Raw genomic sequence first — 13,305 nt, 5'->3', positions numbered from 1 at the left:
GTGCAGACTCCTAGGCGCTATGCTTGATCAGATACTGCTTAAACACCTACTGCCTAAGCAGCAATTAAGACAAAAAAATTATTCGGCCTTGCGCGCATCGGCGTTGGCCACCATGCGCCGCAGAAAGGATTTGAACAGGTCGAGTTCCGCCTGATCGAAGCCTTCCAGCTGGTTGTTCAACACATCCACCACCGCCTGCACCATGGTTGGCATCAGCGCACGGCCGGCATCGGTCAGCTCCAGCTTGACCTGGCGACGGTCCGCTTCGCTACGCACCCGGCGCAGAAAGCCTTTTTCCTCCAACCTGTCCACCATGCGGGTCATCGAGCCTGTATCGTTCGCGGTACAGCGGGACAAGTCGGCCGCGGTTTCAGCACGCTTGTAATAGACGTGCATCAGTACTTTCCACTGTGGCCAGCTGATGCCGGTCGGTGCCAGTTCTGCATTGAGCGCATCGTGCAGGCGTAGCTGCGCCTGGCCGATCAAAAAGCCGATGCTATCCCCGATCACGTAGCTGTCGGCGCTATAGAAGGTCGGTTTCATGGGAAGACTCCACGACATACAGTTACTGCTTAGGCAGCATTATACGCAAAATGGCTGCCATGACAGTAATTAGTTCAGCAAGCTGACAAACGGTTACTGCACTAAGTATCTTGAAGCGGTGTCAGTCAGGCGAGACGGGGGTGAGCAAAGGGCGGCCGCCGATATAGGCCAGCAGGTTGTCCAGCACCAGGCGGCCCATGGCGCTGCGGGTTTCCAGCGTCATGCTGCCGATATGCGGAGTCAGTACCACATTGGGCTGCGCCAGCAGTGCCGCCAACGGGTGCGGTTCGTCCTCGAATACATCAAGCGCGGCGGCGCCCAGGCGGCCTTGCTGCAGGGCAGCCAGCAAGGCGGCTTCATCGACAACGCTGCCACGGGCCACGTTGACCAATGTGCCTTCCCGCCCCAGCGCAGCCAGCACTTCCGCATTGACCGCGTGGCGGGTCTCCGGCCGCCCCGGCGCACAGACCAGCAGGTAGTCGCTGGCCTCGGCCAGCGCCAGCAGGCTGTCGTAATACGGCAGGCTCACCTCGGCGCGCCGCCGGGGCTGGTGGTAGCAGACCCGCATGCCCAAAGCGGTCATACGGTGTGCCACCGCCTGACCGATACGGCCAAAGCCGTAGATACCGGCCACCTTGCCACCCACGCCACGCCCCAAGGCCAGCGGTGCACGCCGGCCCCACTGCCCGGCCCTCACATAGGCATCCACCTGCGGTAGCCGGCGGGCCGCCGCCAGGGTCAGCAGCACGGCCAGGTCGGCCACGTCGTCAGTCAGCACATCGGGAGTATTGCTGACCGCCACGCCCAAACGGGCCAGCGCGTCCAGCGGAACCCGGTCCAACCCCACCCCATAGACTGCCAGCATGCGCAGCGCCGGCAACTGCGCCAAGAGCGCTTCGTCCATGCCGACCGAGGCGCTCGTGACCGCCAACTGCAGGCAGGGAGCCAGCCGGTAGAGCAGTGCCGCCCGATTCTCCGGTACCACTTGGTAGAGCAGATGACACTGGAAGTGCTCCGCCAGACTCGCCATGACCTCGGGCGGTGCCATGGCTTGCAACACGAGCAGGTCGGGCTTGTCGGCGGCTGGGGTCACGGTCGCCAGGCGATCAATTCACAGTCAGCGTGCTGGCCTGCGGGGGGTAGCACACCCCACGGGTCTCGAAGCAGCCCTGGTAGCGCGCCAGCAGGGTGATCGGACCCTTGCCGGGACCAGCCAGGGTCAGGGTCACGCTGAAGGGTTGCGGGTAGACCTGGGTGGTACCGAACGATGGATCCGACTTGCTGATGGCCTGCGGGTAGTCAATCTGGCTGATGCGCAGGCCCGGCGTGTCCTTGAGCGCCAGCAGCAGTTTTTCCCGGTACAGGTAGTAGCCAGGCTGGATCTGGAAGTCCACCCGTAGCCGGTTGGCATCCAGCCGCCGCAGCTGCGGCATAAAAGCCTGCTCCGGTGGCAGCGGCTCGCCATTGGCGTGCGGCTTGCGGGCCAGCACCTCACCCAGCCAATCATTGCCGGCGGCCGCCGCCGGGATGCTGCCGAGGCCGGCCAAGGCCAGCAGCAGGAGGCCGAGCTGGCGAAAAGAAAAAGTGGTCTTGCTCAATCGTAAAACTCCAACACGGTATCCCCAAGGGGCGACACCACTCACAGGACGTTTGGATGCACCAAAGCAGAACAGGTTTCCCAAGCCGGCAACTATATAGTCTGCGCGCCAAAACAGGGCGCGGCAGCGGAAAAGGTGCTTGATTTTACAGCACATCCGGCATCGCAGATGCACACCACCGGCCAGATGGCTTGGGTCTTGCTTGCTGTAGCCGGCATCGTCACCCCGTCTAACCATGTTACGCATCCTGCTGGTCAACGATACCGACAAGCCCATCGCCGAAATGCGCCAGGCCCTCGCCCAACAGGGTTACGAGGTGCTGAACGCGGTGGCCACGCCCCACGCCCTGCTGAAGGTCGTGGAAGGCGAGCGGCCGGACGTGGTGATCATCGATACCGAATCGCCCTCGCGCGACACCCTGGAACAACTGGCCGTCATGAGCAGCGCCGCACCGCGGCCAGTGGTCATGTTCACCCACGACGCCGACCAACAGCTGATCCGTGCCGCCGTCGGTGCCGGGGTCACCGCCTACGTGGTCGACGGCCTCTCGGCCGAGCGCCTGGCACCGGTCATCGAGGTCGCACTGGCCCGCTTTGCCGAGGAAACCCGGCTGCGCAGCCGGCTGGCCGAGGTGGAGCAGCAACTGGCCGACCGCAAGCTGATCGACCGTGCCAAGGGCGTGTTGATGGACAAGCGCAGCATGAGCGAGGCGCAAGCCTACGAGACCCTGCGCAACCAGGCCATGAAGCAGGGCAGCCGCCTCGCCGACGTCGCCCGCCAGATCATCGCCATGGCCGACCTTCTGGGTTAGCCGGAGCACCACCATGCCGAATACCCCCAGCCCTTCCGCTTATCTCGCCGGCTCCGACGCACCGGAAAAAACCAAGCTGCGGCTGGGCTTCGTGCCACTCAATGACTGCGCCCCATTGATCGCCGCCAAGCTTCTGGAGCTGGGCCGCCCCTACGGGCTGGAGCTGGAACTCCTGCGCCAGCCCTCCTGGGCGGCCGTGCGTGACAAGCTCCTGAGCGGCGAGCTGGATGCCGCCCAGGCGCTCTACGGCCTGGTCTACGGTGTGCAACTGGGCCTGGGCGGCCCGCAGGCCGATATGGCGGTGCTGATGACCTTGAACCGCAATGGTCAGGCCATCACCGTATCCAACCGGCTGGCACAGGCGCTGGGCCATGGCGAATCACTGGCCACCAGCCTCTCGGCGCGCGATGAACCCGCCACCTTTGCCCAGACCTTCCCCACCGGCACGCACGCCATGTGGCTCTATTACTGGCTGGCGGCGCAGGGCGTACACCCGTTGCGCGACGTGCGCAGCGTGGTGATCCCACCGCCGCAGATGGCGGCCGCGCTGCAGCGGGGCGAGTTGGACGGCTATTGTGCCGGCGAGCCCTGGCACGCCGTGGCCGAAGCCATGCACGCCGGCCGCACGGTAGCCAGCAGCAGCGAGATCTGGCCTGACCACCCCGAGAAGGTGCTGGCCTGCCGCGCCGACTTCGCGGCGCTCTACCCCAATACCGCACGCGCCCTGACCGCCACCCTCTTGGCAGCCTGCCGCTGGCTGGAGGAAAGCAGCCACCGCCGCCAGGCCGCGACCTGGCTGGCCAGCCCGGACTATCTCGACCTGCCGGAAGCTCTGATCGCCAGCCGCCTCTTGGGCGACTACGGCAGTGCGCCGCTGCGCCAGGCACCGTTACCGGTACGCTTCCATGCCGAGGGCGAGGTCAACTACCCCTATCTGTCCGATGGCCTGTGGTTCCTCAGCCAGTATCGCCGCTGGGGCATGCTGCCCGGCGAGACCGACCTGAAGGCCATCACCAGCGCGGTAAACCAGACTGCACGCTATGCCGAAGCCGCCAGCCTGCTGGGTATCAACCTGCCAGCCAGTACCAGCCGCCGTAGCGTACTCATGGACGGCCAAGTCTGGGACGGTAGCGATCCACTGGGCTACGCCGCCAGCTTCCCCCTGCACGCCTAGTTCTGCGCTATCGCAGTGCAAGGCTTGGCCGTTACGCACTGATGCAGTGCACAAATATATTCCTGCCGGATCCAACCCATCCAGTCTGCAGGCCGTCTTGCGGACAGATCTGCTGCTGGCACGCCCCATGCTATGTAAGCCTCGGGCAGTGCAAAGGTGCATGGCCCGCTGAATATCAGGAAACCCGTCAACGGCGGCGGTGCTTCCCCAAGGACAACGGCGTCCCCTCCAACCTGCAAGGGTTGCGAGAGGACGCCGTTTTTGTTTTGGGGTTCGCGCCCACCGCGAACCCCATGGCTGCGACACTAGGAGAGTAAGCAATGGATCGTTCGTTCTGGCGCTCTGGTCACACCCCCACGCTGTTCTCGGCTTTCCTCTACTTCGACCTGAGCTTCATGGTCTGGTACCTGCTCGGCCCACTGCAGGTGCAGATGGCTGCGGCACTGAGCCTCGGCACCCAGCAACGCGGCCTGATGGTCGCCACCCCCATTCTGGCCGGTGCCATCCTGCGGCTCTTCATGGGCATGCTGTCCGATCGCATCGGTGCCAAGCGCGCCGGCCTCCTGGGTCAGATCATCGTCATCCTGGCCCTGGCCGGCGCCTGGCAGATCGGCGTGCACAGCTTCGAGCAGGCCCTGCTGCTGGGTGCCTTCCTCGGCGTGGCAGGTGCCTCCTTCGCAGTGGCCCTGCCGCTGGCCTCGCGCTGGTACCCGCCGCAGCACCAGGGCACGGCCATGGGCATCGCTGGCGCCGGCAACTCCGGCACCGTGCTGGCCGCCCTGTTCGCCCCGGTCCTGGCGGCAGCCTTCGGCTGGCAGAACGTGTTCGGCCTGGCCGTGCTACCGCTCTTGCTGGTACTGCTGGTGTACTGGAAGCTGGCCAAGGACGCCCCCGGCGAGTTCAAGCACAAGCATTGGGCCGACTATGGCCGCATGCTGGGCAGCCGCGATGCCTGGTGGTTCATGTTCTTCTACGCACTGACCTTTGGTGGTTTCTCCGGCTTTGCCAGCGCCCTGCCCGGCTTCTTCCACGACCAGTTCGGCTTCGACCCCAAACTGGCCGGCTGGGCCACGGCTGCCTGCGTGATGGCCGGCTCGGTCATGCGCCCCATCGGCGGCGTACTGGCCGACAAGGTCGGTGGCACCCGCACCCTGCTGGCGGTCTATGCCGCCGTCACCCTGTTGATCGGTCTGGCAGGCTTCAGCCCCGCCGGCCCGGTCGTCGAGATCCTGCTCTTCGTCGCCGCCATGCTGTGCCTGGGTGCCGGCAATGGCGCCGTATTCCAGCTGGTACCGCAGCGCTTTGGCGCCGAGATCGGCGTCATGACCGGCCTGATCGGCATGGCCGGCGGGGTGGGCGGCTTCGCCCTGGCCGCAAGCCTGGGCGCCATCAAGCAAGCCACCGGGGACTACGCCGCCGGCCTGTGGCTGTTCGCCTGCCTCACTGCGCTGGCCTGGGTCAGCCTCAGCAGCGTCAAGCAACGCTGGCGCAGCAGCTGGACCGCCGCCGTTGTTCGCGTCTGACCATAGATAGGAAGCACAGCAATGAAGAAATCCCGTTTGGTGGTAGTGGGCAACGGCATGGCAGGCGTCCGCACGCTGGAAGAGCTGCTGATCCTCGCGCCTGAACACTACGAGATCACTGTCTTTGGCGCGGAGCCGCACCCCAACTACAACCGCATCCTGCTCTCGCCGGTACTGGCCGGCGAGCAGGCCTTCGAAGACATCATCCTCAACCCGCTGGATTGGTACGAAGAGCACGGCATCCGCCTGCACCTGGGCAAGACGGTGACCCGTATCGACCGTGTTCGGCGCGAGGTGGTCGCCGCCGACGGCACGGTCGAACCCTATGACCGCCTGCTGCTGGCCACCGGCTCCACCCCCTTTATCCTGCCGGTACCAGGCAAGGAGTTGAGCGGGGTGATCAGCTACCGCGATATCTACGATACCGAGGCCATGATCGAAGCCGCCAAGGTCAAGCGCCACGCGGTGGTGATCGGTGGTGGCCTCCTGGGCCTGGAGGCCGCCAATGGTCTCAAGCTGCGCGGCATGGAAGTGACCGTGGTCCACCTCGGCGACTGGTTGCTGGAGCGCCAGCTAGACCAGACCGCGGGCAAGCTGCTGCAGCAATCGCTGGAGGAGCGCGGGCTCAACTTCCTGCTGGGCTACCAGACTGCCGAGATCGTCGGTAACGAGCTCGGGGATGCCTGTGCCATCCGCTTCAAGAACGGCGAAAGCATCCCCGCCGACCTCGTGGTCATGGCGGTGGGTATCCGCCCCAATACCGCACTGGCAGAGTCGGCCGGTCTCTATTGCAACCGCGGCATCGTGGTCAGCGACGCCCTGCAGACCTATGACCCGCGCATCTATGCCGTGGGCGAGTGCGTCAGCCACCGCGGCGTGGCTTATGGCCTGGTGGCCCCCCTGTTCGAGCAGGCCAAGGTCTGCGCCAACCATCTGGCCCACTTCGGTATCGGCCAGTACAAGGGCTCGGTACTCTCGACCAAGCTCAAGGTCACCGGCATCGACCTATTCAGCGCGGGCGACTTCATGGGTGGCGATGGCACCGAGGAGATCGTGCTCTCCGACCCCGCGGGTGGCGTCTACAAGAAGCTGGTGATCAAGGACGAGAAGCTGGTCGGCGCCTGCCTCTATGGCGATACCGCCGATGGCGCCTGGTACTTCAAGCTCTTGCGTGAGGGTCGCAAGGTCAACGATCTGCGCGACCACCTCATGTTCGGCGAGTCCGCCATCGGCGATGTGGGCGTGCAGGGCCAGAGCCGCGCTGCCGCCATGCAGGACAGCGACGAGGTCTGCGGCTGCAATGGCGTGTGCAAGGGCACCATCGTCAAGGCCATCAAGGAAAAGGGCCTCTTCACCGTCGACGACGTCAAGAAGCACACCAAGGCTGCCAGCTCGTGCGGCTCCTGCACCGGCCTCGTGGAACAGGTGCTGATGAACACCCTGGGCTCGAGCTTTCAGGAGTCGCCCAAAACAAAAGCAGTCTGCGGCTGCACCGACCGCAGCCACGCCGACGCACGCAAGGCCATACGCGAGCACAAGTTGCTCAGTCACGCCGCCGTCTACGACTTCCTGGAATGGCGTACCCCCAACGGCTGCGCAACCTGCCGGCCGGCGATCAACTACTACCTGCTCTCGACCTGGCCGCATGAGGCGGTGGATGACCCGCAAAGCCGCTTCGTCAACGAACGGGTGCACGCCAATATCCAGAAGGACGGCACCTTCTCGGTCATCCCACAGATGAAGGGCGGTGTGACCAATGCCAGCGAACTGCGCCGTATTGCCGACGTGGCCGACAAATACCAGGTGCCCATGGTCAAGGTCACCGGCGGCCAGCGTATCGACCTCTTGGGCGTGAAGAAGGAAGACCTGGTCGACGTCTGGCGCGACCTGGGCATGAATTCCGGCCATGCCTATGGCAAATCCATCCGTACCGTGAAGACCTGCGTGGGCAGCGAGTTCTGCCGATTCGGCACCCAGAACAGCACCCAGATGGGCATAGACCTCGAGACCATGCTGGCCAATATGTGGTCGCCCCACAAGGTCAAGCTGGCGGTCTCGGGCTGTCCGCGCAACTGTGCCGAAGCCGGCATCAAGGACGTAGGCGTAATCGCGGTCGACAGTGGCTGGGAGCTCTATGTCGGCGGCAACGGCGGCATCAAGACCGAGGTTGCCCAGTTCTTTGCCAAGGTAAAGACCGCCGAAGAGGTGAAGGAATACAGCGGCGCCTTCCTGCAGCTCTACCGCGAGGAGGCCTATTACCTGGACCGCACCGTGCACTACATCGGCCGGGTCGGGCTCGACTACGTCAAGGCCAAGGTCGTGGAGGACGCCGCCAACCGCAAGGCACTGTACGAACGGCTGCTGTACTCGCTCGAAGGCCTGCCCGACCCCTGGGCCGCCCGCATCGCCGGCGCACAGAAGCATGAATACATCCCGCTCAAAGTCATTGCCTGAGGAAGACACGATGAACATGCCCGTACCGCAACCCTGGGTCCGCATCTGCACCGTCGAGGACATCCCCCGCCTGGGCAGCCGCGTGGTGGAGCGCAGCAGCGGCAATATCGCCGTGTTCCGCTCGGCCACCGATACCGTCTTCGCCCTGCTCGACCATTGCCCGCACAAGGGTGGTCCGCTGTCGCAAGGAATCGTTCATGGCGAGAGCGTGACCTGCCCCCTGCATAGCTGGCATATCGACCTCGGTACCGGCGAGGCTCGCGCCCCCGACGTGGGCTGCGCGCGGCGCTTTCCGGTCAAGGTCGAGAACGGCGACGTGTTTCTGAGCCTGGACTGAGACCACCATGAAGACGGTGACCGCTTCCACCTGTTGTTACTGCGGCGTTGGCTGTGGCGTGCTGATCGAGAGCGAGAATGGCCGCATTACCGGCGTGCAGGGCGACCCTGCGCACCCGGCCAACTTCGGCCGGCTCTGCACCAAGGGCATGACCCTGCCGCTGACCGCCGCCAGCCACACCGGCCGGGTGCTGCAACCCGAGATGCGCCTCACCCGCGACGCGCCGCGCCAGCCGGTGGATTGGGACGGCGCGCTCGATACCGTGGCCGAGCGCTTTGCCGACATCATCCGCCGGCATGGCCCGGATGCGGTGGCCTTCTATGTCTCCGGCCAGCTCTTGACCGAGGATTACTACGTCTTCAACAAGCTGGCCAAGGGCCTGATCGGCACCAACAATATCGACACCAACTCGCGGCTTTGCATGTCGAGCGCGGTAACGGCCTACAAGCTGGCGCTGGGTGCCGATGGCCCACCCACCTGCTACGAGGATCTGGACCTCGCCGAATGCGTGCTGTTCGTCGGCAGCAATATGGCCTACGCCCACCCGGTGCTGTTCCGCCGGCTGGAAACGGCCAAGGCAACCCGCAGCAATGTGAAGTGGATCGTGGTCGACCCGCGCCGGACCGACACCGCCGCCATGGCCGACCTGCACCTGCAGATCCAGCCCGGGACTGATGTGGCGCTGTTCAACGGCATGCTGCACCACCTGATCTGGGAAGGCCTGATCGACAGCCGCTTTATCGACGAGCACACTCAGGACTTCCAGGCCCTCAAGCAACTCTTGCGCGACTACACCCCGCGCATGGCCGCCGAACTGTGCGGCATCCCCGTCGCCGACCTGATCACCGCAGCCGAGTGGTTCGGTCGCAGCCCGGCCTCGCTCTCGCTCTACTGCATGGGCCTCAACCAGTCGGCCCATGGTACCGACAAGAACCTGGCGCTGATCAATCTGCACCTGGCCACCGGCCAGATCGGCAAGGCCGGTGCCGGGCCCTTCTCGCTGACCGGCCAGCCCAACGCCATGGGCGGCCGTGAGGTCGGCGGCATGGCCACCATGCTGGCCGCCCACCGCGATATCCAGAACCCCGTGCATCGCGCCGAAGTTGCTGCCTTGTGGGGCGTAGAGCAGCTCTCTGCCATACCCGGTCTACCGGCAGTGGCACTGTTCGATGCCCTCTTGAACGGCCAGGTCAAGGCGGTCTATATCGCCTGCACCAACCCGGCCCACTCCATGCCCGACCTCGGTCCCGTGCGCGAAGCACTGGCCCAGGCCGAGCTGGTGGTGGTGCAGGAGGCCTTCAGCCAGACCGATACCGTGCCCTACGCCGACATACTGCTGCCGGCCAGCAGCTGGGGTGAAAAGCACGGCACGGTCACCAATTCCGAGCGCCGCATCTCGCGCGTACGCGCTGCCATCGCCCCGCCGGGCGAGGCCCGTCACGACTGGTGGATCGCCACCGAGTTGGGTCGCAAGCTGGAAGCCCTGCTGCGGCCGGGTGCACCCAGCCTCTTTCCCTACGACAGCCCCGAAACCATCTTCAACGAGCACCGGCAGCTGACCGTGGGGCGCGACCTCGATATCGGCGGACTCTCTTACGAGCTGCTGGAGCAACGTGGCCCGCAGCAATGGCCGCTGCCCGAAGACCAGCAACTGGGCCAGGCACGCCGCTACGCCTACGGTCAGTTCGCCACTGTGCATGGCCGTGCCATCTTTCATGCCACCGCCTACAAACCCCTGGCCGAGCCCACCAACGCGCGCTACCCCTTCCATCTCCTGACCGGCCGGCTGCGTGACCAGTGGCATGGCATGAGCCGCACCGGCCGCCTGCCGCAGCTGTTTGCCCACACGGCCGAGCCCAGCATCACCATGCACCCGCAGGATGCCGAGCGGCGCGGTTATCAGGCCGGCCAGCTGATGACCGTGGCCAGCAAGCGCGGCAGCCTGGTCCTGCCCTTGGCGATCTCGGACGAAGTCCCCAGCGGCAGCGTCTTTGCCGCCATGCATTGGAACGGCCAGTTCCTCAATTCCGGCGGGATCAACGAGGCCAGCATCGGCAAGGTCGATGCCCGCTCCTTCCAGCCTGAACTCAAGCACGCTGCCGTGCGTGTTGAGCCTGCCGTACTGCCCTGGCGCGCCGTGATCGCCTGCCGCAGCAGGAACCTGCAAGCCTTGCAGGCCGAGCTGCAACCGCTGCTGCAGGCCTGTGGCTACGCCGCCTTGAGCCTGCAAGGGCGCGATGTGCTGGTGCTGCGGGCAGCGGCCGAGACCGCCATGGAGGGCTGGCTGACGCTGCTGTTCGACAAGCTCGCCCTGCAGCCGGGGCCGGACGTGCTGGAGTACCGCGACGCCCGGCGTGGCGTGGTCAAGCGAGCCGCCTGGCAGGACGGAACATTGCGTGGCTTCGTCTTTGCCGGTGAGACGCAAGGCAGCGAAGGGCTGCTGGCCAATCTGATCGAAGGCGCCCCCTGGCAGGGGCCACGCCTGACTGTCTTTGCTCCGCGCCAGGCCGATGCTGGTCCTCGCGACCGGGTGATCTGCAACTGCCAGCAGGTCAAGGAATCGCAGATCCGCCGCATGAGCGAGCAAGGCGCCAGCCTTGATGAGCTGAAGACCACGCTGGGCTGCGGCACCGTCTGCGGCTCTTGCGTGCCCGAGATCAAGCGACTTTGCGTAACGCCGGTCGCAGCGTGATGAGGCTCAAGCTAGCAAAGCTCCGCCCAGGATATCCCCGCAAGGAGGAGGCCGAAGTAGTAAGCCACCTACCTAGGTAGGTGGCAACGACTTCGCTCACCCGGGCGCTTTAGACCACAGCAAATCAGACAGTACTCGCTGATCAATTCCACTCCCCCGCCCTCGCCGCCGCGACTGCGTGGCTGTTGCCCCTTCAGGGGCTTACAACCACGGCGTCCTCCTTGCGAGGGTGGAACCTCGCTGACGCGAGACAGTGGACCTTTGTAGAGATGCCTTAGGTATGGAACACAAGGAGAACACGATGGAGAAAGGCAAAGTGACCCTGCTCGGCGCCGGCCCTGGTGATCTGGAGCTGTTGACCCTCAAGGCGGTGCGCGCACTTGCAGCGGCCGAGATCCTGCTCTTGGATGACCTGGTCAATGCCGAGATCACCAGCCTGGCGCCGCAGGCACAGGTTATCCGCGTCGGCAAGCGTGGTGGCTGCAAGTCCACCCCGCAGGACTTCATCCAGCGGCTGATGCGCCGCTACGCCCTGCAAGGCAAGCGGGTGGTGCGGGTCAAAGGCGGCGAGGTACTGCTGTTTGGCCGCGCCGGTGAAGAGATCCGTTACCTGCAGGCGGCGGGGGTAGCGGTCGAGATCGTCAACGGCATCAGCGCCGGTCTCGCCGCGGCCGCCAGCCTGGCTATGTCGCTGACCCATCGCGACCATTGCCAAGGCGTGACCTTTGTCACCGCCCACGCCCAGGATGGTAGCGAACCAGACTGGCAGGCACTGGCCGCCACCGGCACCACCCTGGTGATCTATATGGGCATGGCGCGCATCGAACAGATCTGCACCGGCCTATTGCGAAGCCTGCCGGCCCACACCCCGACCGCCGTGGTGCAATGGGCCAGCACACCGCAGGAGCGCCGGTTGCTGAGCCGGCTGGACCATCTGTCGACGCAGGCCCGGCAGGCAGGTCTCACCAGCCCAGCCATCATCCTGGTGGGCGATGCCGTGGCAGAGGCGCAAAACCTGTCCCCCGCGGCCGCCGGCATCGCCCAGGCCGCCTGATAGGCGGCCTGGCAAGGGGCGAGCAGCATGCACTACTGTGGCGAACCCCTAGCGACTATACTGGTGTGCTACGGCAAACTTGATTTGGATCAATACCGACCCGATCTAGACGGCAGACCATGAGCGCCCTTTTTCATCCGCTGATCGATCGCTTCCAGCGCCGCATCACCTATCTGCGCCTGTCGGTGACGGATCGGTGCGACCTGCGTTGCAGCTATTGCATCCCCAAGGGCTTCAAGGGCTTCGAGGAACCGGCCCATTGGCTGACTTTCGACGAGATCGAACGGGTGGTCGGCCTTTTCGCCCAGTTGGGTGTCAGCCGTGTCCGGCTGACCGGCGGCGAACCCCTGCTACGCCGCAATCTGCCCGACCTGGCGCGGCGCCTCTCGGCCCTGCCCGGCCTCGCGGACCTCTCGCTATCGACCAACGCCACCCAACTGGCCCACCATGCTGCTGCCCTGCGGTCCGCGGGCGTAAACCGGCTCAATATCAGCCTCGATAGCCTCTCGGCCGAACGGGTCGCCCAGATCAGCGGCCGCGACAGCCTGCCCAGCGTGCTGGCGGGGCTGGATGCGGCCGACAAGGCGGGCTTTCAGCGCATCAAGATCAATATGGTGGCCATGCGCGGCGTGAATGAGGCCGACATCCTGCCCATGGCCGAATTCTGCCTCGCCCGCGGCTACACCCTGCGCCTGATCGAAGCCATGCCCATGGGCGAGACCGGCCGCAATACCGACTACCTGGACCTTGGCCCCATCCGCGAACAACTGGCTGCACGCTTCGACCTGCGCCCGCAGGCCCTGGAGCTGGACGGCGGCCCGGCGCGCTACTGGAGCACGGCCGACGGCCGTGGCCAGATCGGTTTCATCACCCCCATCAGCCAGCATTTCTGCGCCACCTGCAACCGGGTCCGCCTGTCGGTCGATGGCACGCTCTACCTCTGCCTGGGCCAGGAAGAAAAGCTGGAGCTGCGCCCTATGCTACGTGGCGGCGCCGACGATGCCACCCTGATCGCCGCGCTGCGCGACGCCATCGAGCTCAAACCCGAGCGCCATACCTTTGTCGAGCAACCGGAAAAAATCGTCCGCTTCATGTCCCTCACCGGCGGTTGATCCTTGC

Annotated in this window: 11 protein-coding genes; 8 read left to right on the top strand and 3 right to left on the bottom strand. The window is 65.2% G+C overall.

Going from position 1 to position 13,305, the window contains the following annotated elements; genetic code table 11:
• Positions 1–78: 78 nt before the first annotated feature.
• The 3 genes from VIM95_RS22990 to VIM95_RS22980 all read right to left on the bottom strand — a co-directional run bounded on the left by VIM95_RS22990 (position 79) and on the right by VIM95_RS22980 (position 2,141).
• A complete protein-coding gene (locus tag VIM95_RS22990; protein WP_331990423.1) occupies positions 79–543 on the bottom strand; it encodes a MarR family transcriptional regulator in 465 nt (154 codons plus the stop codon).
• Between the two features lie 121 nt (positions 544–664).
• The gene (locus VIM95_RS22985; protein WP_331990421.1) at positions 665–1,636 is read right to left on the bottom strand and encodes a 2-hydroxyacid dehydrogenase; all 972 of its coding nucleotides are present in this window, start codon (positions 1,634–1,636) and stop codon (positions 665–667) included.
• A gap of 13 nt (positions 1,637–1,649) precedes the next feature.
• Positions 1,650–2,141, bottom strand: coding sequence for a protein-disulfide reductase DsbD N-terminal domain-containing protein (locus VIM95_RS22980; RefSeq protein ID WP_331990419.1), 492 nt, complete (start codon positions 2,139–2,141; stop codon positions 1,650–1,652).
• Between the two features lie 235 nt (positions 2,142–2,376).
• Between VIM95_RS22980 and VIM95_RS22975 the strand changes: the two genes are divergently transcribed.
• The 8 genes from VIM95_RS22975 to moaA all read left to right on the top strand — a co-directional run bounded on the left by VIM95_RS22975 (position 2,377) and on the right by moaA (position 13,298).
• Positions 2,377–2,952: an ANTAR domain-containing response regulator gene (locus VIM95_RS22975; RefSeq protein WP_331990417.1), complete on the top strand. Its 576-nt coding sequence runs from the start codon at positions 2,377–2,379 to the stop codon at positions 2,950–2,952.
• 13 nt (positions 2,953–2,965) lie between these two features.
• Positions 2,966–4,126: a CmpA/NrtA family ABC transporter substrate-binding protein gene (locus VIM95_RS22970; protein WP_331990415.1), complete on the top strand. Its 1,161-nt coding sequence runs from the start codon at positions 2,966–2,968 to the stop codon at positions 4,124–4,126.
• A 320-nt stretch (positions 4,127–4,446) separates the two neighbouring features.
• Positions 4,447–5,649 (top strand): nitrate/nitrite transporter, encoded by a 1,203-nt coding sequence (locus tag VIM95_RS22965; protein WP_331990413.1) that lies wholly within the window; start codon positions 4,447–4,449, stop codon positions 5,647–5,649.
• A gap of 21 nt (positions 5,650–5,670) precedes the next feature.
• Entirely contained in the window at positions 5,671–8,103 is a 2,433-nt protein-coding gene (gene nirB / locus VIM95_RS22960; RefSeq protein WP_331990411.1) for a nitrite reductase large subunit NirB, read from the top strand.
• A gap of 10 nt (positions 8,104–8,113) precedes the next feature.
• The gene (nirD, locus tag VIM95_RS22955) at positions 8,114–8,440 is read left to right on the top strand and encodes a nitrite reductase small subunit NirD (protein WP_331990409.1); all 327 of its coding nucleotides are present in this window, start codon (positions 8,114–8,116) and stop codon (positions 8,438–8,440) included.
• Between the two features lie 7 nt (positions 8,441–8,447).
• The gene (locus VIM95_RS22950) at positions 8,448–11,132 is read left to right on the top strand and encodes a molybdopterin-dependent oxidoreductase (protein WP_331990407.1); all 2,685 of its coding nucleotides are present in this window, start codon (positions 8,448–8,450) and stop codon (positions 11,130–11,132) included.
• Between the two features lie 301 nt (positions 11,133–11,433).
• A complete protein-coding gene (cobA, locus tag VIM95_RS22945; protein WP_331990405.1) occupies positions 11,434–12,186 on the top strand; it encodes a uroporphyrinogen-III C-methyltransferase in 753 nt (250 codons plus the stop codon).
• A 119-nt stretch (positions 12,187–12,305) separates the two neighbouring features.
• Positions 12,306–13,298, top strand: a complete 993-nt coding sequence (gene moaA, locus VIM95_RS22940; protein ID WP_331990403.1) for a GTP 3',8-cyclase MoaA — start codon at positions 12,306–12,308, stop codon at positions 13,296–13,298.
• Positions 13,299–13,305: the final 7 nt, after the last annotated feature.

Source organism: Chitinimonas sp. (genome assembly GCF_036568685.1).
Classification (GTDB): Bacteria; Pseudomonadota; Gammaproteobacteria; order Burkholderiales; family Chitinimonadaceae; genus Chitinimonas.
The sequence above is the reverse complement of the archived record's forward strand: the minus strand, read 5'-3'. Positions and strand labels throughout refer to the sequence as shown.